20 protein-coding genes are annotated in these 23071 nt (G+C 61.8%); 7 read left to right on the top strand and 13 right to left on the bottom strand.

What is annotated here, in order from left to right:
• Nucleotides 1-125 precede the first annotated feature (125 nt).
• Nucleotides 126-1262: a Na/Pi symporter gene (locus tag FE240_RS03960; protein WP_193003461.1), complete on the bottom strand. Its 1137-nt coding sequence runs from the start codon at nucleotides 1260-1262 to the stop codon at nucleotides 126-128.
• A 230-nt stretch (nucleotides 1263-1492) separates the two neighbouring features.
• Here FE240_RS03960 and FE240_RS03965 point away from each other — a divergent pair, with 230 nt between their 5' ends.
• Nucleotides 1493-1849 carry a hypothetical protein gene (locus tag FE240_RS03965; RefSeq protein ID WP_193003462.1) on the top strand — a complete coding sequence of 119 codons (357 nt, stop codon included), beginning with the start codon at nucleotides 1493-1495 and terminating at the stop codon, nucleotides 1847-1849.
• 93 nt (nucleotides 1850-1942) lie between these two features.
• Here the strand turns inward: FE240_RS03965 and FE240_RS03970 are convergent, their stop codons facing one another.
• From FE240_RS03970 to FE240_RS03990, 6 genes are all read right to left on the bottom strand, one after another.
• Nucleotides 1943-3280, bottom strand: a complete 1338-nt coding sequence (locus FE240_RS03970; protein WP_193004437.1) for an APC family permease — start codon at nucleotides 3278-3280, stop codon at nucleotides 1943-1945.
• A gap of 451 nt (nucleotides 3281-3731) precedes the next feature.
• The gene (locus tag FE240_RS03975) at nucleotides 3732-5075 is read right to left on the bottom strand and encodes an APC family permease (protein ID WP_193004438.1); all 1344 of its coding nucleotides are present in this window, start codon (nucleotides 5073-5075) and stop codon (nucleotides 3732-3734) included.
• Nucleotides 5075-5209: a hypothetical protein gene (locus FE240_RS18995; protein WP_264293165.1), complete on the bottom strand. Its 135-nt coding sequence runs from the start codon at nucleotides 5207-5209 to the stop codon at nucleotides 5075-5077. The genes FE240_RS03975 and FE240_RS18995 overlap by 1 nt, the downstream gene beginning before the upstream one ends.
• 229 nt (nucleotides 5210-5438) lie before the next feature.
• Nucleotides 5439-6728 carry a 4-aminobutyrate--2-oxoglutarate transaminase gene (gene gabT / locus FE240_RS03980; RefSeq protein ID WP_193003463.1) on the bottom strand — a complete coding sequence of 430 codons (1290 nt, stop codon included), beginning with the start codon at nucleotides 6726-6728 and terminating at the stop codon, nucleotides 5439-5441.
• 73 nt (nucleotides 6729-6801) lie between these two features.
• On the bottom strand, nucleotides 6802-8250 hold the full coding sequence (locus FE240_RS03985; RefSeq protein WP_193003464.1) for an NAD-dependent succinate-semialdehyde dehydrogenase: 1449 nt from the start codon (nucleotides 8248-8250) through the stop codon (nucleotides 6802-6804).
• A gap of 7 nt (nucleotides 8251-8257) precedes the next feature.
• On the bottom strand, nucleotides 8258-9646 hold the full coding sequence (locus FE240_RS03990; protein ID WP_193003465.1) for a glutamine synthetase family protein: 1389 nt from the start codon (nucleotides 9644-9646) through the stop codon (nucleotides 8258-8260).
• Nucleotides 9647-9882: 236 nt separating this feature from the next.
• On the opposite strand from FE240_RS03990, the gene FE240_RS03995 reads away from it, so the two are divergent.
• Nucleotides 9883-11160, top strand: coding sequence for an NAD(P)/FAD-dependent oxidoreductase (locus tag FE240_RS03995; RefSeq protein WP_193003466.1), 1278 nt, complete (start codon nucleotides 9883-9885; stop codon nucleotides 11158-11160).
• 58 nt (nucleotides 11161-11218) lie between these two features.
• Here FE240_RS03995 and FE240_RS04000 read toward each other — a convergent pair whose 3' ends face one another.
• On the bottom strand, nucleotides 11219-13108 hold the full coding sequence (locus tag FE240_RS04000) for a PTS fructose transporter subunit IIABC (protein ID WP_193003467.1): 1890 nt from the start codon (nucleotides 13106-13108) through the stop codon (nucleotides 11219-11221).
• Between the two features lie 492 nt (nucleotides 13109-13600).
• On the opposite strand from FE240_RS04000, the gene ggt reads away from it, so the two are divergent.
• Nucleotides 13601-15391, top strand: coding sequence for a gamma-glutamyltransferase (gene ggt, locus FE240_RS04005; RefSeq protein ID WP_193003468.1), 1791 nt, complete (start codon nucleotides 13601-13603; stop codon nucleotides 15389-15391).
• On the opposite strand, the gene FE240_RS04010 is transcribed toward ggt, so the two are convergent.
• Complete coding sequence (locus FE240_RS04010; protein ID WP_193004439.1) at nucleotides 15322-15624, bottom strand: type I phosphomannose isomerase catalytic subunit; 303 nt, start codon at nucleotides 15622-15624, stop codon at nucleotides 15322-15324. The genes ggt and FE240_RS04010 overlap by 70 nt on opposite strands.
• A gap of 110 nt (nucleotides 15625-15734) precedes the next feature.
• On the opposite strand from FE240_RS04010, the gene FE240_RS04015 reads away from it, so the two are divergent.
• Nucleotides 15735-16583, top strand: coding sequence for a helix-turn-helix transcriptional regulator (locus FE240_RS04015; RefSeq protein ID WP_193003469.1), 849 nt, complete (start codon nucleotides 15735-15737; stop codon nucleotides 16581-16583).
• On the opposite strand, the gene FE240_RS04020 is transcribed toward FE240_RS04015, so the two are convergent.
• From FE240_RS04020 to FE240_RS04030, 3 genes are all read right to left on the bottom strand, one after another.
• On the bottom strand, nucleotides 16525-17256 hold the full coding sequence (locus FE240_RS04020; RefSeq protein ID WP_193003470.1) for a PTS sugar transporter subunit IIA: 732 nt from the start codon (nucleotides 17254-17256) through the stop codon (nucleotides 16525-16527). The genes FE240_RS04015 and FE240_RS04020 overlap by 59 nt on opposite strands.
• A 67-nt stretch (nucleotides 17257-17323) precedes the next feature.
• Nucleotides 17324-17635, bottom strand: a complete 312-nt coding sequence (locus FE240_RS04025; RefSeq protein WP_193003471.1) for a PTS fructose transporter subunit IIB — start codon at nucleotides 17633-17635, stop codon at nucleotides 17324-17326.
• A gap of 69 nt (nucleotides 17636-17704) precedes the next feature.
• Nucleotides 17705-18244 (bottom strand): SRPBCC family protein, encoded by a 540-nt coding sequence (locus FE240_RS04030; protein WP_319016748.1) that lies wholly within the window; start codon nucleotides 18242-18244, stop codon nucleotides 17705-17707.
• Between the two features lie 147 nt (nucleotides 18245-18391).
• Here FE240_RS04030 and FE240_RS04035 point away from each other — a divergent pair, with 147 nt between their 5' ends.
• The 3 genes from FE240_RS04035 to FE240_RS04045 all read left to right on the top strand — a co-directional run bounded on the left by FE240_RS04035 (nucleotide 18392) and on the right by FE240_RS04045 (nucleotide 19541).
• Entirely contained in the window at nucleotides 18392-18562 is a 171-nt protein-coding gene (locus tag FE240_RS04035) for a YqaE/Pmp3 family membrane protein (protein WP_193003473.1), read from the top strand.
• A 2-nt stretch (nucleotides 18563-18564) separates the two neighbouring features.
• A complete protein-coding gene (locus FE240_RS04040; protein WP_193003474.1) occupies nucleotides 18565-18990 on the top strand; it encodes a GNAT family N-acetyltransferase in 426 nt (141 codons plus the stop codon).
• Between the two features lie 143 nt (nucleotides 18991-19133).
• Nucleotides 19134-19541: an H-NS family histone-like protein gene (locus tag FE240_RS04045; protein WP_193003475.1), complete on the top strand. Its 408-nt coding sequence runs from the start codon at nucleotides 19134-19136 to the stop codon at nucleotides 19539-19541.
• Nucleotides 19542-19665: 124 nt separating this feature from the next.
• Here FE240_RS04045 and mscK read toward each other — a convergent pair whose 3' ends face one another.
• Nucleotides 19666-22995 carry a mechanosensitive channel MscK gene (mscK, locus tag FE240_RS04050; RefSeq protein ID WP_193003476.1) on the bottom strand — a complete coding sequence of 1110 codons (3330 nt, stop codon included), beginning with the start codon at nucleotides 22993-22995 and terminating at the stop codon, nucleotides 19666-19668.
• Nucleotides 22996-23071 lie beyond the last annotated feature (76 nt).

Here is a 23071-nt window from a genome sequence, read left to right on the forward strand (position 1 = left end):
CATCCTCCTCCTATGTTCCCATGGTGTCACCATATCAGGAGTGGCGATCCCATGGGTGTAGGAGGCCTCTGAACCGAAAGCAGGAGTGGGATGGAGCGATGCAAAGCGAGCACCGCTCCTTGGGGTCAGCGAACCAGCACCATCATCATGCCCGGCAGGGCGAAGAAGAGACCGACGACGTAACTCATGGCTATCAGCTTATTGCGGCTGCCGATCTCGGCAAGGTGTTCGGCCGCGCGCACCGGTAGCTCGCGCAGGAAAGGGAGACCATAGATAAGCACCACGGCAAACAGGTTAAACAGCACGTGCACTAAGGCGATGGTCAATGCCAGTTGGGCTCCGTCACCACTGATGGCGGTGGCGGCCAGCAGGGCAGTAATGGTGGTGCCGATGTTGGCCCCCAGCGTGAAAGGGTAGAGCTGGCGGGTGCTGAACACGCCGCCGCCGGCCAGCGGGATCATCAGGCTGGTGGTGGTCGATGAGGACTGCACCATGACGGTGACTAGGGTGCCGGAGGCGATCCCGGTCAGCGGGCCGCGCCCCAGCGCCTTGTGCAGGATCTCGCGGGCCTGGCCAACCAGCACGGCACGCAGCACCTTGCCAAGCCAGGTGACACTGCCAAGGATGAGCAGGATCCCGATGGCGATGGTGGCGAGGGCGGCCGCCTTGCCGGGCATGAAAGCAGTAATGCTGTCGATGAGGGTGAGCGCCGGCTGGGTCAGCGGCTTCATGAAGTCCAGCCCTTTCATCGAGAGATCGCCGCTGCCCACCAGCAGATCGGCCAGGGTATCGGCGCTACGCGAGAGCAGGCCGAAGGCGAGTTCAAGCGGCAGGAAGATGGCGACCGCCATCAGGTTGAAAAAGTCGTGCACCGTCGCGGCGGCGAAGGCGCGGCGAAACGCTTCGCGATCCCGAACATGGCCGAGCGAGACAATGGTGTTGGTGATGGTGGTGCCGAGGTTGGCGCCAAGCACCATGGGGATGGCCATGCTCATGGGCAGGCCGCCAGCCACCAAGCCGACGATGACCGAGGTCACCGTGCTGGACGATTGCACCAGAGCCGTGGCCAGAATGCCGAGCAGCAGGGCGACGAAGGGGTTGCTGGCGAAGGCGAAGATCTCGGCGGCGCCCTCAGCGCCCCCCGAAAAGCCCTTAAAACCATGGGAGACCGCGGCCACGGCCACCAGGATGAGATAGACCAGCGTTACTACGCCAAACCAATTGAGTATCTGCCCGCGGGGGCGTGCTGCGGTATCGTGCATGGAACCTCTTGATGCGACATCACGGGTTGGATGAGATGGGGGGCATTACAACAACGGTTTATGACAGTGAAATGACAATTTGACACTTTTATGATGCTTCAGTGACAGAGTCTGACTTTGTGATGACCGCCCTTTCCCACCATCCGGGAGCGGTGTCAGCAGAGGGGGTTGCCATTCGAAGCAAACGGCCTATGCTTCTCCACCGTAAGCAAACACAGGAGTCAAAGACTATGCGTGCGTTGATACTCGGCCTGACATTGGGCCTGATTGCAACCGGTGCCAATGCCGGCCTGCTCCATCGCGAGTGCACCCTCGACAAGGCTGTCAAGAATGAGGCAATGAACGCCACGCTGGGTGTGAAGGGCAATTGTGATGCGAACAAGCTGGTCGATCAAAAGACCCAGAAGGCCAAGGACAAGGTCGCCGACACCAAGCACAACGTGCTGCGTGACGAGCGCGATGCGGTGCAAGAGCGCAAGGATCAAGTTGAGCGCACCACCCGTCAGGTGCAGGAGACCCGCGACACGGCCAAGAAGATTGCCAATGATCCGGTCAAAGCGGCTGCCACTGCGGTGATCAACAAGTAAGACGTGTGCGAGTGCATTTAAAAAGGGAGCCATCGGCTCCCTTTTTGTTGTTTCACATTGAGGTAGAAGGGGGAGCCATGCTCCCCCTTCTTGTTAGCCTTCCAGCTCTTCGTATTGGCGGAACGGGATGCGAAACACCGCCAGGCGCAGGAACAGGTAAGTGACGCCGAGCCCGGCCCAGATCAGCCCCAGCTCGAGGGAGCTCTGCTCCAGGTTGATCCACAGCGCGCCTATGGTGGCGGCGCCGAGCAGTGGCAACAGCAGATAGAGCAGGTGATCTTTCAGGGACTTGTTACGCTTCTCGCGCACCCAGAACTGGCCGATCACCGACAGGTTGACGAAGGTGAAGGCCACCAGGGCACCGAAGTTGACCAGCGCCAGCGCCATGTCGAGATCGAACGAGACGGCGGAGAGGGCCAGGGCGCCCACCAATAGCACGTTGATGGCCGGGGTGCGCCAGGTGGGGTGGATGTAGCCAAACACCCGCTCCGGGATCATCCGATCGCGTCCCATCACATAGAGGATGCGCGACACGCCGGCGTGGGCTGCCATGCCGGAGGCCAGCACCGCCGCCGTGGTGCACACCAGCACGATACTCTGGAACAGGGTACCTCCCACGTAGAGGGCGATCTCCGGCAGCACGGCATCTGGCTCCTTGAAGCGGGCCAGATCCGGGAAGAACAGTTGCAGGCCGTAGGAGACGGTGACGAAGATGACGCCGCCGATCAGCGCGGTCAGTACGATGGCCTTGGGAATCACCTTGCCGGCGTTCGGGGTCTCCTCCGACAGGGAGCTCAGGCCGTCGAAGCCGAGGAAGGAGAAGCAGAGGATGGTGGCGCCGGTGAACAGCGGCAGCATGCTGGCCGACTCCACATGGAACGGACGGCTGCTCAGCAGGGTGGCGGCTCCCTCACCGTGGCTCACGCCCCAGGCGATGAGGCCGAGGAAGGTGACGATGATGGCGAGCTGGAGCAGCACGATCGCCCCGTTGAGGTTGGCCACCAGCTTGATGCCGCGCAGGTTGAGGAAGGTCATCACGGTCACTAGGCCGAGGATGAAGATCCAGGGCTCGACGCCGGGGAACATGGCGGTCAGGTAGATCTTGGCCAGCAGGATGTTGATCATCGGCATGAACATGTAGTCGAGCAGGGAGGACCAGCCGACCATGAAGCCGATGTAGGGGTGGAACACCTTCTGGGCATAGGTGTAGGCCGAGCCTGCCGAGGGGAAGCGGCGCACCAGATGGCCATAACTGAAGGCGGTCAGCAGGATACCGGCCAGCGCGAGCAGGTAGGCGGTTGCGACGCGGCCGTCGGTGATCTCGCCGACGATGGCGAAGGTGTCGAACACCGCCATGGGGGTGAGGTAGGCAAGCCCCATGACAACCACCTGAAACAGGGTCAGGGTCTTGAGCAGCTTGGCACCGGCCATCATGCTTTCTCCTCTGGCAGTGCCTGTTGGGCACGTGGCAGCAACGAACCCAGGGACGCTATCGAAGCGTGAGCCTGGACATCAAGGGCGCCGGGGAGGCGCATACCGGTCATCGCCGGCAGGAAAGCAGTGAAACGCCCCATTTTCTTCCTCTTAGCGTCGGGAGATTGTATGCAATCTCGGTATCATTTCCGGAGTAGTTCCGGCCTCTTTTGATGAATGTGGTACTGCCAGTAAAAGAAAGAACCGATGCCTCTGGCACCGGTCCTTTAATTCGGCGCGTATTCTGCCCAAAGAGAGGGGGGGAGACAAGCAAAAAGGCGCACGCTGACGCTTTTTATTTTGGGTGTGAGCAGTCACTATCGTTGTTGTTATCTTCCCCTTTGATGAGTGCTTTGTTAGCAATAAAAAAAGAGCCCGTGAAGGGCTCTTTTTCATGGCGTTCAGGGGCTTATTGGGCCTTCGCCTCCTGAGGCAGCAGGTTGACCCGGAACACCGTCAGACGCAGCAGCAGATAGAGGGCACCAAGGCCGGCCCAGATCACCCCCAGCTCGAAGGAGGCGGGCTCGAGGTTGAGCCACAGCACCCCGATGCAGGCGGCGCCACACAGGGGCAGGGCCAGGAACACCAGATGATCCCGCAGCGTCTTGTTGTGGCCGAGCTTGACGTAGAAGTGGGCGATCACCGCCAGATTGACGAAGGTGAAGGCCACCAGGGCGCCGAAGTTGATCAGCGCCAGCGCCATCTCCAGATCGAACGAGATGGCCGAGAGGGAGAGCACTCCCACCAGCAGTACGTTGAGGGCCGGGGTCTGCCAGGTTGGATGCACGTAAGAGAAGAAGCGCTTTGGCAAGGCGCGATCACGGCCCATCACATAGAGCAGGCGCGACACACCGGCATGGGAGGCGAGCCCGGAGGCGAGCACCGCCACCGTGGTCGACACCAGCACGATGGCCTGAAACAGCTTGCCCCCCACATAGAGGGCGATCTCCGGCAGCACCGCATCCGGGTGCTGGAAGCGGGAGATGTCCGGGAAGAACAGTTGCAGGAAATAAGAGACGGTGATGAACAGCACGCCGCCGATCAGCGCGGTGAGCACGATGGCGCGCGGGATCACCCGGGAGGCGTCCGGCGTCTCTTCACACAGGGTGCTGATGGCATCGAAGCCGAGAAACGAGAGGCACAGGATTGAGGCGCCGGTCAGCAGCGGCAACACGTGCATCTGCTCGGAGAAGAAAGGCCGGCTGCTCGCCATGGTACCGAGCCCTTCGCCGTTGTGCACGCCCCAGGCGATGAGGCCGATGAAGACGGCGATGATGCTGAACTGGATCAGCACGATCAGGCTATTGAAGTTGGCCACCAGCTTGATGCCGCGCAGGTTGAGGAAGGTCATCACGCTGGCCAGCGCCAGGATGTAAGTCCAGGGAGCGACACCGGGCAGCAGGGCTTCCATGTAGATCTTGGCCAGCAGCATGTTGATCATCGGCATGAACATGTAGTCGAGCAGGGAGACCCAGCCCACCATGAAGCCGACATAGGGATGAAACACCTTCTGGGCGTAGGTATAGGCAGAGCCCGCCGAGGGGAACTTGCGCACCAGGTGGCCATAGCTCAGGGCGGTGAACAGCATGCCGAGCAGGGCGAACAGATAGGCGGTCGGCACGTGGCCTTCGGTGATCTCGGTGACGATACCAAAGGTGTCGAACACGGCCATCGGGGTGAGATAGGCCAGCCCCATGATCACCACATGCCACAGTTTCAGGGTCTTTTTCAGACCAACAGCCTGGGTTTGCATCATGCATCCTCCCCTGTCTGCGCCATCCGGACGCAGTGATTCAACGACAGCAGGGCCTGACGGCGCTGTGTCTCAGAGGCGCCATATTGGCGCACACCGGCATGGGCCGGCAGGAAAGCATGCGGATGCTTCATGGTGTTCCTCACTGCGGCAAGAGATGGTGTGCCATCTCGCTATCACTTCCGGACGGGATGCCGGCCTCTGGTTATGGGTGGATCTACCATGGAAGAAGGACCGAGCGCACGGGGCGGCATCGGTCCTTCAAAGGCGGCGCATTGTGCCTCCACTCCCCCCCCTTGACAAGCGCAAATCAATGAGAAAACAGCATTAATTTTCGCTTGTAAGCGGTCACTTTCCCCCTGGTCAGGCCAGTACGGCCTCCAGGGATTGTTCGAGGAGATAAAGTCCTTCCGCGATGAGCGGCGCCGGGGTGGTCAGGGGGGCCAGAAAGCGGATCACGTTGCCGCGCACTCCGCACGAGAGCAGCACCAGGCCGCGCTGGCCCGCCTCGGCCACCAGCCGCTTGGTGAGATCCGGATCGGGCCGGGTCGCATCGCCATCTTTCACCAGCTCCATCGCCACCATGGCGCCGGGGCCACGGATCTGGCCGATGCAGCCGAAGCGCTCGGCCAGGCGGTGCAGCCCCGCCTTGAGCTGCTCGCCCTGAGCCAGCGCTTTTTGGTTGAGCTGCTCCTCCTCGATCAGATCCAGCACCGCCAAGGCGGCAGCGCAGGCAATCGGCGAGCCGGCGTAGGTGCCGCCGAGGCCGCCCGGTTTGGCGGCGTTCATCACTGCCTCCTTGCCGACCACGGCCGAGAGCGGGAAACCGCCGGCCAGACTTTTGGCCAGGGTCATGATGTCTGGCTCGATGCCGGCGTACTCGCAGGCGAAGGTCTTGCCTGTGCGGCAGAAACCGCTCTGGATCTCGTCGCAGATGAGCAAGATCCCGTGCTGGTCGCAGAGGCGGCGCAGGGCCTGCAAAAAGCCGGGGGCGGCGACATAGAAGCCTCCTTCCCCCAGCACCGGCTCGATGATGATGGCAGCGACTCGGGTAGGCTCGATGTCGGCGGCAAACAGGGCTTCGAGGGCGGTGAGAGCGTGCTCCTCACTGATGCCGAGGTAATCGCAGGGAAAGGGGAGGTGGTAGATCTCGGGCGGGAAGGGGCCAAACCCCGCCTTGTAGGGGGCGACCTTGCCAGTCAGCGCCATGCCCATCAGGGTGCGGCCGTGAAAGCCCCCCTTGAAGGCGATGACGCCGGGGCGGCCCGTGTAGGCGCGGGCAATCTTGACCGCGTTCTCCACCGCCTCGGCGCCGGTCGAAAGCAGCAAGGTACGCTTGGGTGTGGGGCCGGGCACCAGGGCATTGAGCCGCTCGGCCAGCTCGACATAACTGCTATAAGGGGTCACCTGAAAGCAGGTGTGGCTAAAATGCTCGAGCTGGGCGCGCACCGCGGCCACCACCTTGGGGTGGTTGTGGCCGGTGTTGAGCACGGCAATGCCGGAGGCAAAATCGATGTAGCGCTTGCCCTCGACGTCCCACAGCTCGGCGTTCTCGGCCCGAGTGATGAACGCCGGCAGCAGGGTGCCGACCCCCTGGACCACGGCGGCCTCGCGGCGCGCCTGCCACTCCCGGTTGCTGGATGGATGGCTCATGTCTCCTCCCTGAGACGGGCGCCGTGCGCCCTGATGTGTGGATGAGCCGGGCCCAAGGCCCGGCGTGTCACGGCTAGCGGATGCCGCCGAAACAGAGGTACTTGGTCTCGAGGTACTCCTCGAGCCCCTCGGCCGCCCCCTCGCGGCCCAGCCCCGACTCCTTGATGCCGCCAAAGGGGGCCAGCTCGGTCGAGATGAGCCCCTCGTTGATCCCCACCATGCCGTATTCAAGCCGCTCGGCCACCCGCCACACCCGGGCGATGTCGCGGCCATAGAAGTAGCAGGCCAGCCCGTAGGGGGTGTCGTTGGCCAGGGCAATCGCCTCCTCTTCGCTGGCGAAGCGCACCACGGGCGCGACCGGGCCGAAGATCTCCTCGGCCAAGATAGGGTTGTCCGGCTGCACCCCGGTGAGCAGGGTCGGGGAATAGAAAAGTGCCCCGGCACCGTGGCGCTCGCCACCGCACACCAAGGTGGCACCGGCGGCGCGGGCGGCGGCAACCAGCCCCTCCACCTTATCGATGGCCGCCGGATTGATGAGCGGGCCTATCTGGGTGCCCTCCTGCATGCCATCGCCGACCTTGAGGGCGGCGATGGTGGCGCCATAGCGGGCGACAAACTGGTCGTGGATGCCGTCTTGCACCAGGATGCGGTTGGCACAGACGCAGGTCTGGCCGGCGTTGCGAAACTTAGAGGCGATGGCCCCGGCCACGGCGGCATCGAGATCCGCATCATCGAAGACGATGAAGGGGGCATTGCCGCCGAGCTCCAGCGACAGCCGCTTCATGGTGTCGGCGCACTGGCGCATCAATAGCTTGCCGATGCCGGTCGAGCCGGTGAAGGAGAGCTTGCGCACCGTCTTGTTGCTGCACAGCTCGTTGCCCACCGCGCTTGCCTGATGGGAGGTCACGATGTTGATGACGCCAGCCGGCACGCCGGCCTGCTCGGCCAGGGCCGCCAGCGCCAGGGCACACAGCGGGGTCTCGGCGGCTGGTTTGATGACGATGGTACAGCCGGCGGCCAGGGCCGGGCCGGCCTTGCGGGTGATCATGGCAATCGGGAAGTTCCACGGCGTGATGGCGGCGACCACCCCGACCGGCTGCTTGATGGTGGCCAGGCGGCGATCGCCGGAGAAGCCGGGGATGGTGCGGCCATAGGCGCGCTTGCCCTCTTCGGCGAACCATTGGATGAAGCTGGCGCCGTAGGTGACTTCCCCCTTGGCCTCGGCCAGTGGCTTGCCCTGCTCGCAGGTCATGATGCGCGCCAGCTCGTCGGCGTGCTCAGTGATGGCGTCAAACCAGGCGTAGAGGCAACGGCTGCGCTCCTTGGCGGTGAGGGCGGCCCAGGCCGGCTGGGCGGCAGCGGCCGCGTCGATGGCGCGGCGGGTGTCGGCGCCATCCATGTCGGGAACCCGGGTGATGATGGCGCCATTGGCCGGGTTGAGCACGTCGAAGGTGCGGCCGCTTTCGGCCGGGCACCAGCGACCGTCGATGAAGGCCTGGGACTTGATGAGGGAGTGGGACATGGGAACCTCAGGTGGTTTTCAGAATCCAGTTGAGCTCAAGCTCGGTGACGTGCCGCTCGAATTGCAGCAGCTCGTCATTCTTACAGACGTGATAGATATGGCAAAACTCCTCGCCCAAATAGTGTTTGAGCACGTCGCACTGCTCGAACTCGGTCAGGGCATCGCTCATGCGAAACGGGAAGCTGTCCCCCTCGACGATGAGGCCGTTGCCCACCACGGGGGGCGGTGGCTGCAATCGGTGCTCGAGGCCGTGTTGCAGGGCGGCCAGGATGGCCGCGACCACCAGATAGGGATTGGCATCGGCGCCGGCCACCCTGTGCTCGATGCGGCGATCCTGGCGATCGCCGCACGGGATGCGCAGGGCCACGGTGCGGTTGTTGTGGCCCCATGAGGCGTGCAGCGGCACATACATGCCGGGCTGGAAGCGGCGGTAGGAGTTGACGTTGGGGGCGAGCAGGGCGATCGAGGCGGGCAGCAGGTCTATCATGCCCGCCACCGCGTGCAGCAGCAGCGGCGAGTCGTCCCCCTCGGCGTCGGAGAAGAGGTTGTTACCCTGCTCGTCGACGATGCTGATGTGAATGTGCATGCCGCTGCCCGCCTGATCCGGGTAGGGCTTGGCCATGAAGGTGGCCTCCATCTCGTGACGCTCGGCCACCCCGTGAATGAGGCGCTTGAGGGCCAGCGCCTCGTCACAGGCGGCCAGCACGTCGGCGCTGTGGCGCAGGTTGATCTCGAACTGGCCGGGCGCGGCCTCGGCCACGGCCCCATCGAGTGGCAGCCCCTGCTGCTCGGCCAGGGCGTGCACCTCTTGCAGGAAGTCGTCAAAGTCGTTGAGGTTGTCCACCGAGTAGACCTGAGCGCCGACGTCGCGGCGCTGGGTCACCGGCGAGCAGGGGGGCTGGATGCGACCACTTTCGTCCCGCTCCCGGTCGATGAGGTAGAACTCCAGCTCGACCGCCACCACGGGGTGGATGCCGCGCGCCTTGAGCGCCTCCCACTGGCGCTGGAGAATATTGCGTGGCTCGATGGGTATGGGGGCCTCGTCGTCCCCCTGCATGGTCAGCAGCAACTGCCCGACCCGCTCCGGATCGCTGGCCGCCGGCATCAGGGTGCCTGGGATGGGCACGCAGCGGTGATCCGGCTCACCGAGATCCTGGCCAAGCCCCGACTCTTCAACCGTATTGCCGTTGATATCCAGGGCAAACACCGAAACGGGGAAGTAGCACCCCTTCTCGAGTTTTTCCAGGGAACCAATGGGAATGCGCTTGCCGCGCAGGATGCCGTTGAGATCCGGTAGCAGCATGTCCATGTACTGCAAATCCGGGTGGTGCTCGAAGAAGCGGATGGCCTCCTCCATGAACGGACTTCGCACGCCATCCTTGGTCGTGTGATGCATAGGTCACCTTTGCGGGCTGTCAAGAATATTGAGCATATTCTGACCTTATGATGGCCCCCTCTGTTTTGCAAGTGTTAAATATATTTGAAAGTTAATGGGGCCGCATGCTAGAAAAAGGCCATGTCAGCGGGAAATATGGCCTCGTTAGCGGTTTTTTAAAACGACGGGTGTTTATTATTTTAACCAACCCCTGTTGGCTATCGCGAACGGCCAGGATGGCTGCAAGGAGCAGGGAAATGACAGGACACGTCAACAGTTACTACGCCGCCAGCGCCAACCCTCACGCGCCATGGCCCCGTCTCGAGGAGGGCCTGACATGCGATGTCTGCGTAGTGGGGGGCGGCTACACCGGTCTCTCCAGTGCGCTGCATCTGGCCGAACGGGGCTACAAGGTGGTGTTGCTCGAGGCCAGCCGCATCGGCTTTGGCGCCAGCGGCCGCAATGGCGGCCAGATCGTCAACTCCTTCAGCCGCGACATCGACACCATAGAGCGCAACTGCCCCCCCGCCCAGGCCAAGCTGCTCGGCAGCATGCTGTTTGAGGGGGGCGAGATCATCCGCGAGCGGATCGAGCGTTACCGCATCCAGTGCGATCACCGGGTCGGCGGGGTGTTCGCCGCCGACACCGAGCGGCAGCTGCACGAGCTCAAAGCCCAGCAGGCACGCTGGCAGCGCTGGGGCAATGACCGGCTGGAGCTGCTCGATCGGGAGGGGATCCGCCGGGTGGTGCAAAGCGATCGCTACGTGGGCGGGCTGCTTGACCTGAGCGGCGGCCACCTCCATCCGCTCAACCTAGCTCTCGGCGAGGCCGAGGCGATCCGCTCCCTCGGCGGCCTTATCTTCGAGCAATCCCCAGTGACTGAACTGGTGCCGGGGGAGGTCGTGACGGTGAAGAGTGAGCGGGGCTCGGTCAGGGCGCGTTTTGTGGTGGTGGCTGGTAATGCCTATCTTGGCAATCTGGTGCCCGAGCTGGCGGCCAAATCGATGCCCTGCGGCACCCAGGTGTTGACCACAGAGGTGCTCGGTGAGGCGCGGGCCCGCGAGTTGTTGCCGCAAAACTACTGCGTTGAGGACTGCAACTACCTGCTCGATTACTACCGCACCAGCGCCGATCACCGCCTCATCTATGGCGGTGGGGTGGTCTATGGCGCGCGCGATCCGGCCGACATTGCGCGGCTCATCATGCCTAAGCTGCTCAAGACCTTCCCGCAGTTGGCCGGGGTCAGGGTGGAGTACAGTTGGACCGGCAACTTCCTGCTGACCCTGTCGCGGCTGCCCCAGTTTGGCCGCATCGGCAGCAACATCTACTACATGCAGGGCTACAGCGGCCACGGGGTTACCTGTACCCATCTGGCTGGCCGGCTACTGGCCGAGGCCCTCGCCGGTCAGGCCGAGCGTTTCGATGCCTTCGCCAACCTGCCTCACTATCCCTTCCCGGGCGGGCGTCTGCTGCGAGTCCCGCTCACCGCCATGGGGGCGGTCTGGTACAGCCTGCGCGATCGGCTCGGCATCTAGCACCCGGCACCAATAAGTCAGGCCACCTCGCGGTGGCCTGACTTATTGCTGGCTGCGTTTACGCCAGGGCGGCACTGCGGCTCATGCGCCCTTTTTTGAGTGCGACGGCGGCAATCCCTGTGATGACGGCGCCGGTCAGCATGCACAGCAGCGCCAACAGCGGCTTGTTCATGGCGCCGAGCAGGGCCACGATCGGGCCGCCGTGGGCCACGCTGTTGGTGATGCCGAGCAGGAAGGCCATGACGGCGGCGACCATGCTGCCGAGCACGTTGGCGGGAATGACCGCCAGCGGATCGCGGGCGGCAAACGGAATGGCCCCCTCGGAGATCCCCACCAGCCCCATGGCGGCGGCCGCCTTGCCTGCCTCAATCTCGCTCTTGTCGAAAAGATTGAGCTTGCGGCCAAGCACGGTGGCCAGCCCCATGCCGAGCGGCGCCACCGGGATGGCACAGGCCATGGCCCCCATGAACTGGGTCTGGCCCGAGGCGATCATCCCGACCGAGAACAGGAAGGCCACCTTGTTGACCGGGCCGCCCATGTCAAAGCCCGCCATGCCGCCGAGCACGATACCAAGTAGCACCAGGCTGCCGCCGCTCATGGAGAGCAGCAGGGCATTGAGGCCAGCCATCATATCGGCGATCGGGGCGCCGATGATGAAGATGAAGACGGCGGCGATGAACAGGGAGGCGGTGATGGGGGCGATCAGGATCGGCACCAGTGGCTGCACCATCTTGTGGTAGCGGCGGGTGGCTATCCAGCGCACCAGGTAGCCGACCAGCAGGCCCGCTATGATGGCGCCGATGAAGCCGGTGCCGGCATCGGCGCCGTAGAAGCTGCCGTCGTTGGCGATCCAGCCGCCGATGAAGCCCGGTGCCAGAGCCGGGCGATCGGCGATGGCGTAAGCGATATAGCCTGCCAGGATCGGGATCATCAGCTTGAAGGCGACCACGCCGACGTTGAGGATCTGGTTCCACATGCTCCCCTCGGGGATCTGCATCCCGTTCGGGGTCGGGTGGCCGCCAATGGCCAGCGACAGGGCGATGAGCAGGCCCCCGGTTACCACGAAGGGGATCATGTGGGAGACGCCGTTCATCAGGAAGCGGTAGAGATCGGAGCGCCCCGCCCTCGGCTTCTCGGTTGGTTTATCTCCCTGGCTGGCCACGTAGGCGGGGGCCTTGAGTGCCTGCTGGATCACCCCCTTGCCATCCTTGATCGGCGCCTTGACACTGGTCTCGATAAGGGGCTTGCCGGCGAAGCGGGAGAGATCGACCTGGCGGTCGCAGGCCACCACGATGGCGCTGGCCCTGGCTATCTCCTCCGCACTCGGGCTGTTTCTCACCCCGATTGAACCGTTGGTTTCGACCTTGATCTGATAACCCAGTTCGGCGGCGGCCTGCTCCAGCGCCTCGGCGGCTAGGTAGGTGTGGGCGACGCCGGTCGGGCAGCCGGTGACGCCGATGAGAAAGCCTTGATCGGCCACTTTGTCGATGGCGCGATCCTGTTTGCCCTCAAGCAGCATGGCCAAGGCATCGGCCGGGGTGGTCGCCCGCAGCAGGCGGGCGATGAAGCCCTCCTCGATCAGCTTGGTGGAGAGCTCGGCCAGCACCTCGATGTGATGGTCGGCCCCGCCAGCGGGGGAGGCGATCATGAAGAAAAGATGCGAAGGCTGACCATCTTCGGCGCCGTAGTCGATGCCGGCTCGGCTGATGCCGATGGCCACCGCCGGTTGCAGCACGGCGGCACTCTTGGCGTGGGGCAGGGCCACCCCCTCCTCGAAGCCGGTGTTGCCGAGGGACTCGCGCTCCCACAAATCGGCCACAAACTGTCGCTCGTCGCCGATGCGTCCCTGGCGGGCCAGCAGGCGGGCCATCTCGCTAAATACCTCTTCCTTGCTGCTGGCCGCCAGGTTCAGGCAGATCAGCTGCTCGTTGATCAAAGACGTGATCATGTCGCTCTCCCCTTCCTCGTGGAAGTTCAGTTATCGATGGGGTCTTGGAGCGATTATCTGCCGCCCCATGGCGATAGGAAATTGCACTGGCGTTGCATTAACTGGATTTATGTTGCATCTAGTCCGCTATGTGATCGCCCTCTCAAATCGTCACTCCGCTGTCATCATCTACGAATGGCGAATAAAATTGTTATTATTCATATGAATATGTGCGTTTTACTGATGAGAACGCGATCTGTACCGGCGGTCAAAGAAATGAGCTGGGGGAGTAAAGCCTGTAAATTTGTAGCATTGATAAGGGGGGCAAGGGCGCTCTCCCTGTGGATGTTGCGGCTCTCTCTTCGCAACCAGTAGAGGGGCTGGGGGCACAGCGACATCCGTTCTGCTGTGATGGATAGATATCTAACTCATTGATCGGATATGAAAAGTTGAACATGGGGCTAGAGTGTGACACCGTTTGATGGTTTTTTGTTCGAGATGGGGCGCATCCATATGACACACAGATCACTGCTGTTACTGGCGCTGGCCTTGCTGGCTGGCTGTCAAGGCAACGGCCACCACGAAGCCCGCTTTCACTATGAGCCCACGGCTCAGGTGCCGGTTGACCCCGAGGCGGCCAGTGGCTGGCACGCCAAACCGGGTTGGCAGGGCCGCGAATTTATGGTGGCGGCGGCCAATCCGCTGGCGGTCGATGCCGGCTATCAGGTGATCCGCGCCGGGGGCTCGGCGGTGGATGCTGCCATTGCGGTGCAACTGGTGCTGACGCTGGTCGAGCCGCAATCGTCCGGGATTGGCGGGGGCTCCCTGATGCTGGTGTGGGATGGTCATCAGGTCAGCGCTGTGGATGGTCGTGAAACGGCGCCGGCCGCAGCAAACGATCAGCTCTTCATGCAAGGGGGCAAGCCGATGCCCTTCTTCGCCGGTGTGGTGGGGGGCCGCTCGGTGGGAACCCCAGGCACGGTGCGGGCCCTGGCACTGGCCCATGAGCGTTATGGCAAGCTGCCCTGGAAAGATCTCTTCACTCCCGCCATCACGTTGGCCGAGCAGGGTTTTTTCATCAGCCCGCGACTGGCCTCCTTGCTGGCGGTAGAGCCCTATCTGGCCAAAGACCCCGAGGCGCGCGCCTATTTCTTTTTGCCCGATGGCTCACCCAAGCCGGCCGGCACACGCCTGACCAACCCTGCGTTGGCCAAGGTGCTGCGCACTCTGGCTGAGCAGGGGCCCGATGCCTTCTATCGGGGAGCCCTTGCCGAGGCCATGGTGGCCAAGGTGCGCCAGCATCCGGACAATCCGGGCCTGCTGAGCCTGAGCGATCTGACCCACTACCGCGCCAAACTGCGTGACGGCCTCTGTTTTGACTATCGCCAGCACCGGATCTGCGGCTTCCCGCCCCCCAGCTCAGGTACTCTGGCCCTCGGCCAGATCTTCGGCATGCTGGAGCACGTTGACATGGCGGCCCTGCCCCCAGTTCGGGGCGAAGATGGCCGGTTGGCTGCCTCAGCCGACGCCATCCACTACTACAGCGAGGCGGCGCGATTGGCTTTTGCCGACCGGGATCGCTACGTGGCCGACAGCGACTTTGTGTCAGTGCCACAGGCCGGGATGCTCGACAAGGGGTATCTGGCCGAGCGGGCGCGCCTCATCGGTGCGCGCAGCATGGGCAAGGCGGTGCCCGGTACGCCCCCGCAGGCTCCGGTGCGTGGGCAGGATGCGACCCCAGAGTTTCCCTCCACCACCCATGTGGCCATCGTCGATCGCGACGGCATGGCGGTCTCCATGACCAGCACCATAGAGAACGGCTTTGGCTCGCGCCTCATGGTCAATGGCTACCTGCTCAACAACGAGCTGACCGATTTCTCCTTTACCCCGGTGGATGAGGCGGGCCTGCCGGTGGCCAACCGCATTGAGCCCGGCAAGCGGCCTCGATCCTCCATGTCTCCCTTGCTGGTGTTTAGTAAACCAAGCGGCGAGTTGGCGATGAGCCTCGGCTCGCCCGGTGGGTCGGCCATTATCAACTACGTGGGCAAGACCCTGCTCGGTACCCTGGATTGGGGGCTGAACCTGCAACAGGCCATCGATCTACCCAACTTCGGCAGTCGCAATGGGCCGACCGAGCTTGAAGAGAAGTACACACCGCCTTCGGTGATCGAGGGGCTCAAGACCAAGGGGCATGAGGTGACTCTCGGGGAGCAGACGTCCGGATTGCAGGGCATTCAGCGTAACGCCGAAGGGTGGTTTGGCGCCGCCGATCCCCGGCGTGAAGGGGTCGCCAAGGGGGAGTAGTCCCCTTTGCCACCTTGTCGCAGCGCCGTCCGATGGGCGGCGATGAGGTCGGCCAAACGTGTGGGCACACCGTCCAGCTCGACCAAGGCGCCGCCGTTGGGGTGTGCGCCCATCCACAGCTCGGCCTGGGGCACCCCTTCGGGGTTGGGCAGGCCAAACAGGGTGGAGAGGGCTATGCGGCTGCCCCACTCGTAATGCTGAACCGGGTTGGTTATGCGGTAGAAGGCGTTCAGGCTCGTGAGGGCCCCCTCGTGTGGCTATAGGGGGCTGGCGCCGGACTATGACGCGGGGTGATGGGGCGGCAAGCCGTGCCGCCTGCTTCCCCCCTTAATCGGGATCAAGCATGAATATTATCTTTACCCAGTTGCTGGATGGTCTGCTTGGCGATGAGGCTGGGTTTGGCCGGGTTCGCTTCGCCACCGATCAGGGGGTACCGCCTGGGTTCAGCTATCAGGTTAACTTTCCCCGTCTCGAACTGGTGTTCAGTGGCCGTTATGTCAACCAGCTCTGGTCACCGGAGGGAACGAAAGAGGTGGCGATCCTGCCCGGTGAAGCCCTCTATATTCCCCCCAACGCCTGGAATAAACCCGATTGGGAGCATGAGTGCTCGGTGCTGAGCCTGCTGTTTGGCAAGCGTCAGTTGGGGTTTAGTCTGGTGGCCAAGCATAAGGGGGAAGAGGGGTTCTTTGATGTGCAAAAGCACAGCATTCCGGCGGGGGCAGGGCGAGCGCTGGAGCATATCCTGCTCTCGCTCAACACCCTGGCTCAGGAGACGGTGACGGCCCCCACGGATAACCACTTGCTGCGGGCACTGCTCTCTTACTCACGGCAACTGCTGGCCGAGTCGGCGCAGGGCAGGCCACGCGGGGCGGATCTGTTCCACGGCATCTGCATCTACATCCAGGAGAACTTCCACCGCCCGATCAGTCGCGAGAGCATCGCCCAGCGTTTCAATCTCTCGCCGAGCCACCTCTCGCGCCTGTTTCGCCAGCAGGGGCACATGCGCCTGGCCGACTACATCAGTTGGGTGCGGCTGGATCGGGCCAAGTTCATGCTCAAGAAGTACCGTTTTCGCCTCGAAGAGGTGGCCAGTCGCTGCGGTTATCGTGACGTGAACTACTTCTGCCGGGTATTCAAGCAGAAGACAGGGCTGACCCCGTCCCAATATCGTGGTTTGTGCCCGCCGGGATGAGCGCCTCGACCAGAATGGCGCGGCGGGCGGCGGGGGTTGTGGCGCGCAGCAAGGCGGGGCAGAGCACGTCATCAAGCAGGGCGCGCACCAGATGGGAGAGGGGAGACAGGTGCTCCTCGTGAGGGTGCTCGGGTAGGGCCAGCAGGATGACCCGTTGCACCGGGCCGAGCGACGACTGCCACTCCAGCGGGGTGGGGCTATAGACCATGCTAATGCAGGGAGCCAAGACGCTGCTGCTCATGACGTGGGGCATGGCCAGACCGGGGCGCATCACGGTGGCACACACCTGCTCACGGGCCAGCAGGTGGCGCATCAGTTGGGCCGGATCCCGCAGCCGCGAGTCGGGGAGCTGACCCACCAGATGGCGTAGGCAGCTCTGTTTGTCTGCGGCGTTGCAGAGAGTCTGGCTGGCTGGGGGAAAGTGGTAATCGGGCAGGTGGAGGGCCAGTCGCCGGCCGGCCTCATCATGGTCGGTGCTGGGGCCCAGTAGCACGCCCTGCTCGTTGACCCAGGAGGTCAGCACCATATGGGCTAACTCGGCATCACAGCCCTCAATAACTAGCTGGCACAGATCGCCTGGGCATACCCCTAACGCCAGCACGGCGAGCGGCTGTTCGGGATTCGCCTGTTGACGGCGGGCCAGGTTGAGCAGCAGCAGACGGGATTGAAACATCCCCCCCAGGCGCCTGAGTCGCTGGGCTTGGGGTATGGTCAGTGGCTGCTGACAGTAAAAGGTCAGCTCACGCTGCAACATGACTGATGGCTGCCTTGAGCACGGCACAGGCATCGAGCAGGACCGCCTCCAGCGGTACGACCCGTTGCGGACAGCCGAGGAAGCGCTCTTTTTGCTCGATATCGACGTCTGAGGCGATGAGCACCAGATCGGCCTGCGCAATGTCGCGGGCGGTGAGGATATTTTCGATCCCCATGGCCCCTTGAGTCTCCACCTTGAGCTTGAGTCCCAGTGCGGCGGCGGCCTTTTGCAGGGCATCGGCCGCCATGTAGGTGTGGGCTATGCCTGTCGGGCAGGAGGTAATGGCGATCAGCTTCATGGATGACCACTCGTTAGCAGGGAGGGGGTCAGGATAGCGTCAATCCTCTGTGCTGCCAACGCACCGGGATCAGCCATCGCCCAGCAGAGCCTCACGCTCTGGAGGTTGTTGCCAGTTGATTGGCCCATGCAGCAGGCGCCAGCGCAAGCGTGGCAGCAGCACGTTGAACCACTCGTCGCGGAAGAACTCAAACGCTTCGTCCCACTGGGGATCGTCGGCCCAGCCGGTCTGGAACAGATAGAGGCGGGTGCTCATTCCTTCGGGCATGAAACGCAGACAAACCTGGGTTTTCTGGTGGCGGATATGGGTGAAATGGGGGGGGAAGTTCCAGCTAAAACTCAGCAACTGATAAGGCATCACGGCCATGACTCTGCACCCCTCGGTCCCCCGTTCCCCATGAGCCGCATCGGGGCGAAAGAAGATCTCAAACGGGCCGTTTGGCTCGGGTACGACCAGGCAATCTGGGGCAAAGAAGCTACGAATTCCGCACTCCGTCGTCCATGCATTCCAGACTGACTCCAACGGTGCCGGTAGGAGTATGTCCCCGGCAAGCTGTTTGCTGTCCATCTTGACCCTCTGTCCACTGGTGGTAAATCCACCAGCCATCATGCCTCTTTACGCCCAAAAGGGGTAGTGCTATGAGGCGTCAATGAATGTCAAAGCAATATATCAATAACAAGAGGTGAGGGTGGTCACAATTGCGACCCGGATGATGGACGCCTAATGTAGAGACGTTCTTTCATCGGAGTTTGTACCATGGCACCGCTTATCAAAATTTTGCTCGCTATATTCCTGCCCCCCGTATGCGCGTTTATCCAGGTCGGGCTCAGCCTGCACTTTCTACTCAACATTGTGCTGACGCTGCTCGGAGGTGTGCCTGGTATGGTGCATGCCCTCTGGTTGGTCATGACTGATAAACGGAGTTGAATATGTTTATTCGAATGGCGGAAGAGCAGGATCAGGCTGCACTGGCGGCTCTCTTTTTACGGGGGCGTCGCGAGACATTTCATTGGGCCGATGCCAGTTGTTTCCAGTTACAGGATTGGCTCTTGCAGAGTGAAGGGGAGCAAGTCTGGATCGCAGAGCAAGGGGAGCGGCTGTGTGGGCTGGTCGCCCTCTGGCAGCCGGATTGGTTTGTTCACCATCTGTATGTCAGTCGAGAGCATCGAGGCATGGGAATTGGCCGTCGGTTGCTGGAGGTTGCGTTGGCGCAGCGCAGTGCAATGGCAACGCTCAAGGTGGCCTGTTACAACAGTGTGGCCCTGGGGTTTTATCATCGTCTTGGCTGGCATTACAGTGGCGTGCAAGGCGTGTGTGAAGTGATAGGGCCCTGGGTAGAATTGCAACTACCCTGATGGGTTGTAATTAAAAATAAAAAGAGATCAATATTGCATAATTGGGATGGCGATATTTCTTTCTCGCAATATTGTCTCTATTTTTTTCCGTGTTATTCTCTGGATGGTTAATCCCTGTCTTTTTACTCCCCGGTGAGGAAGCAATGAACGAATTCCTGAAGGTTCTTCTGAACGTGCGCAGTCTGCGTGCAGCTCTGCGTGAACTCTCTTTTGAGCAACTGCAGGAAGCTCATGAAAAATTTGAGCTGATTTATAACGAGCGCATGGACAGCGTCGAACAGGAGCGTGCCGAGCAGGAAGAGCGCAAGCGCAAGCTGGCTGAATTCAGCGAGCTGTTGCAACAGGCGGGTATCGATCCGCGCGAGCTGGTGGGCAGTGCTGCCGCCGAAAAGAGTGAAGTGACCTCGAAGAGCAAGCGTGCGCCGCGCCCGGCCAAGTACAAGTATCAAGAGAATGGCCAGGAGAAAACCTGGACCGGCCAAGGCCGTATGCCCAAGGTGATCGCCGAGGCGGTGGCCGCTGGTGGTAGCATTGACGATTTCCTGATCTGATAATAGATCTTGTGAAAATGCCGCCTGAGGGCGGTATTTTTATTGGTCAATAAGTGACAGGTTAATCTGATTGAATAACCTTGAATAATAAAAACGGGCTCATCAAGAGCCCGTTTCCATTTGATTACCCCTTATTAGGAGGTAGCGGAGCTGGCAGTGAGGAGCGAGATTCGATTTTCTGTTCATCCCCTTGCAGATTCTTGATATAGACATCCATCTGATTGAAGGCAATATCGATATTGTGCTCCCTAAATAGCACATCGATTCGCCGGTTCAGCTCATCAATAGCTGGGTTACGATCGCCCAATTCGCTCACGAAGAAACGCAGCTCATGATCCAGTGTGCTGGGACCGAAGGTCAGGAAATAGACGATAGGGTCGGGATCCTTGAGTACACGGCTATTTTCGAGCGCCGCTTGCTTGAGCAATTGGCGAGTCAGTTCGAGATCCGATCCATACGCTACCCCGACCCGCACGATCACGCGGGTCACCGTATCGCTTAGCGACCAGTTAATCAGCCGTTCGGTCATCAGTTGCTGGTTGGGGATGATCACCTCTTTACGGTCGAAGTCGGTGATGGTGGTGGCGCGGATACGGATCTTAGAGACGGTACCCGAGAAGGTGCCGATGGTGACGGTGTCACCGATGCGAACTGGACGCTCGAACAGGATGATGATGCCCGAGACAAAGTTCGACACGATCTGCTGCATACCAAAACCGATACCGACCGAGAGACCGGCGGCCAGCCATTGCAACTTGTCCCACTGCACACCGAGCAGTGCCAGTGCGCAGAGGGTGCCTATCCCCATCAGCACATAGTTGAGCATGGTGGTGATGGCGTAGGCGGTACCCTGACCCAGGCGCAAGCGTGAGAGCACCAGCACCTCAAGCAGGCCCGGCAGGTTGCGGGCCAACGACCAGGCGGCGCCGAGCACGAAGAAGCCGGTCATCACGTCGCGCAGGCTGATGGGGTAGAGCACCGCATTGGCACCGGTGCCCTCACTCTTGTGCCACAGCACGATACCATCGAGGTAGGAGAAAACCGCCACCAGATCGGACCATAACCAGTAGAAGGCGATGCCAAACACGCCGAGCAGGGCGATGCGGGTGAGTCGCAGCGACTGCTGGCTTACCTCTTCCAGCGCCATCGGCTGCTCTTCGATGGTCTCTCCCCCCTCGGCATCCTCGCTGGCTTTCTCTTTTTGCTCACGCTTGGCGACGGCGCGGCGCCAGGCGAGGCGTCGCGCTGCCAGCTCGAGGCCACGCAAGGCGGTGCGATAGACCAGGCTCCATACCAAAATGAGGTAGAAAGACTCGATCAGGCGGCCGGTGAGTTTGAGTGCCGTGTAGTAGTAGCCCATCACCACCAGCACGATCAGTGCCACCGGAGCCAGTGCCAGCGCGATGGCGGTGACAGAGTGCAGCAGGCTTCCCTCTTCCCCCTGCATGCGCGCGCGCGAGATGGGGAAGACCAAGTAGGTGGTCAGGCCAAGCAGCAGCAGGGTGAGGGTCTGGCCGATCACATCGTTGCCGAGGGTCGAGGGCTCGACCACCCCCTTGGTCGACAGCATGATGAGGGGCAGCAGGGGCAACCACAGATAGCGCATGCTGCCGTACTTGGCCTGCAGTTCGGCCTTGCTCAGGCGAAAATGGGTTTCGGCGATGCCCCCCGGACGCATGACGTCCAGATAGAGGCCGAACACCAGGTAGCCGAGAGCCAGGTTAATCGTGATGAGGAAGATCAGTTTGGCGCTGAGCAACCCGCAATAGGTCAGTAGCAGGCCGCTGGCCCCGATGAAGAGGCTGCCCGGCAGACGGGTTATCAGCGCCCATAGCAGCGCCTTGGGGGTGTGCCACTGGCTGTCATGGCGAAAACGCCCCAGATCCTTGGCGATCTTCTCCTGCTTGTGACGCAGCAGCGGACGCTTCCAGCGCAACAGGCCACCCACCAGCAGCATCGGCAAGGCCAGCAGGCTGATGGGGAGGAGCATCTCCCCCCAGTGTTTCCAGTCAGGGCGCAGCACCCAGTCGGAAGACTGTTTGAACGCCTGGGCTGGCCAGCTCAGGAACCAACCGAGATCGATGGGTTTGTTGCTGCTGACCCAGAAGATGTGTTGTTGCAGGGTAAACTCGATCTGGTCGTAGACGCGCTGGATCTGCTGTTGGGTCAGTTGCAGGCTGATGGCGGTGGTGAGCTGGGCATCGAGCTGGCGGTTGAGCTGATCGAGCAGATCGACCCGGGTGTCGATGAGATCGCCGAGCGCCTTCTTGTCCTCTTCGCTGACCGGATCCGGATTTTGGGCGATGAGAGCATCGATGAACTGGCTCTTCTGGAACAGCTCATCGCGCTGCTGGCTCAGCTCGAACTGGGCCAGATGCAGGTCGGCGATCTGCTCTTCCAGATTCTTGACCATCTGGTTGGGGGCACTCTCAAGTTGCTGGTAGAGCTGGTAGAGGATGCGCGAGAGCAGCAGGTTGCCCTTGAGCATCTGCACCTGCTCGTTGAGATTGCGCTCCATCTGGGTGCCGCGCTCCAGCCAGCTCTTGGCCTGCATGTTCTTCTGGGTCAGTTGGTTGAGCTTGCTGGTGGCATCGATGAGTTGCTGGCTGAGCTGGTAGTTGGTCTCCTGCTCGTGCTGTACCAGCGGATTGTTTTGTCTGGCTACCAGTTCACCGCTCTGCTCGGCGGCCTTCTCGGTATCGCCGAGTCGCTTGGCACTGAGCAGTCGTTGCAGCAGCTCGAGGCGCTTCTCCTCCAGGTTGAGGTGTGCTGTCAGCAGATCGCGTTGCTTGGTGGCGAGCTCCTGGATAGCACTACGGCTGTCGAGATCCTTTTGCAATTGGGCCAGATTGAGTTCGATCAGCGCCTGTTCGCTCTCCAGCTTCATCTTCTCAGCAGCACTGACTCCGTCGCCGCTGCCGAGGCGAGTGCGGATCTCCTGGCTGCGTTGGTAGCCCTTGCTCATGTTGGCCTGGGCCCGTTCTGGCAGGGTTTGCAGGTTGGTCAGCTTGCTGTTGATGGCGCCTAGCTTCTCCTGCTTCTCCTGCAACGCATCCAGGGTCGAGGTCTGCAACTGCTCCAACTGGGGTAGGCTGTAATCGGCGTACTCCTTCTCGAGGGAGTCAAGCGTGTTCTCCTTGCCAATGGCAAGCAGTTTGCTGTTGGTCTCTTCCAGCTCACCGGGCAGGGCTTTGACCTGTAGGGTGTGGGCCTTGGCCTTGCTCTTGGCCTTGTCGATCGCTTCCAGCGTGGCCAAGGTTTCATTGAGCCATTTCTGGTCGTTTTGCTGGGCAGCCGTTAGTTTATCCACCTTGCCAAGTTCGTCCAGCTGACGCTGAACCTGGGCATGGGTGGGAAGCTCCTGCGCATGGAGCGGGAAACCAAGCAGCGATACAACGATGCATATCGTGCCCAGTATGGGCGCTAAACGAAAACCTGATTTCTTGGGAAACATAGCGGTTCCGGGTCTACGCGGTGGATATCAAGGGAAAAGCGCGCGGATTCTATCACTGGCTACTGGAGGGGGGCAG

Origin of the sequence: Aeromonas simiae, assembly GCF_014892695.1 — a bacterium.
GTDB classification, from domain to species: Bacteria; Pseudomonadota; Gammaproteobacteria; order Enterobacterales; family Aeromonadaceae; genus Aeromonas; species Aeromonas simiae.

What these genes read in the sequence shown, in the direction of transcription:
- FE240_RS03970 (WP_193004437.1), bottom strand. Translation starts at nt 3,280, where the DNA reads ATGGCCGGTGCCAAGCTGCTCAAGACCCTGACCCTGTTTCAGGTGGTT.
- FE240_RS03960 (WP_193003461.1), bottom strand. Translation starts at nt 1,262, where the DNA reads ATGCACGATACCGCAGCACGCCCCCGCGGGCAGATACTCAATTGGTTT.
- FE240_RS04040 (WP_193003474.1), top strand. Translation starts at nt 18,565, where the DNA reads ATGTTTATTCGAATGGCGGAAGAGCAGGATCAGGCTGCACTGGCGGCT.
- FE240_RS04045 (WP_193003475.1), top strand. Translation starts at nt 19,134, where the DNA reads ATGAACGAATTCCTGAAGGTTCTTCTGAACGTGCGCAGTCTGCGTGCA.
- FE240_RS03965 (WP_193003462.1), top strand. Translation starts at nt 1,493, where the DNA reads ATGCGTGCGTTGATACTCGGCCTGACATTGGGCCTGATTGCAACCGGT.
- FE240_RS04025 (WP_193003471.1), bottom strand. Translation starts at nt 17,635, where the DNA reads ATGAAGCTGATCGCCATTACCTCCTGCCCGACAGGCATAGCCCACACC.
- ggt (WP_193003468.1), top strand. Translation starts at nt 13,601, where the DNA reads ATGACACACAGATCACTGCTGTTACTGGCGCTGGCCTTGCTGGCTGGC.
- FE240_RS03975 (WP_193004438.1), bottom strand. Translation starts at nt 5,075, where the DNA reads ATGCAAACCCAGGCTGTTGGTCTGAAAAAGACCCTGAAACTGTGGCAT.
- FE240_RS04030 (WP_319016748.1), bottom strand. Translation starts at nt 18,244, where the DNA reads ATGATGGCTGGTGGATTTACCACCAGTGGACAGAGGGTCAAGATGGAC.
- mscK (WP_193003476.1), bottom strand. Translation starts at nt 22,995, where the DNA reads ATGTTTCCCAAGAAATCAGGTTTTCGTTTAGCGCCCATACTGGGCACG.
- FE240_RS03990 (WP_193003465.1), bottom strand. Translation starts at nt 9,646, where the DNA reads ATGCATCACACGACCAAGGATGGCGTGCGAAGTCCGTTCATGGAGGAG.
- FE240_RS03995 (WP_193003466.1), top strand. Translation starts at nt 9,883, where the DNA reads ATGACAGGACACGTCAACAGTTACTACGCCGCCAGCGCCAACCCTCAC.
- FE240_RS04035 (WP_193003473.1), top strand. Translation starts at nt 18,392, where the DNA reads ATGGCACCGCTTATCAAAATTTTGCTCGCTATATTCCTGCCCCCCGTA.
- FE240_RS04020 (WP_193003470.1), bottom strand. Translation starts at nt 17,256, where the DNA reads ATGTTTCAATCCCGTCTGCTGCTGCTCAACCTGGCCCGCCGTCAACAG.
- gabT (WP_193003463.1), bottom strand. Translation starts at nt 6,728, where the DNA reads ATGAGCCATCCATCCAGCAACCGGGAGTGGCAGGCGCGCCGCGAGGCC.
- FE240_RS18995 (WP_264293165.1), bottom strand. Translation starts at nt 5,209, where the DNA reads ATGAAGCATCCGCATGCTTTCCTGCCGGCCCATGCCGGTGTGCGCCAA.
- FE240_RS04000 (WP_193003467.1), bottom strand. Translation starts at nt 13,108, where the DNA reads ATGATCACGTCTTTGATCAACGAGCAGCTGATCTGCCTGAACCTGGCG.
- FE240_RS03985 (WP_193003464.1), bottom strand. Translation starts at nt 8,250, where the DNA reads ATGTCCCACTCCCTCATCAAGTCCCAGGCCTTCATCGACGGTCGCTGG.
- FE240_RS04015 (WP_193003469.1), top strand. Translation starts at nt 15,735, where the DNA reads ATGAATATTATCTTTACCCAGTTGCTGGATGGTCTGCTTGGCGATGAG.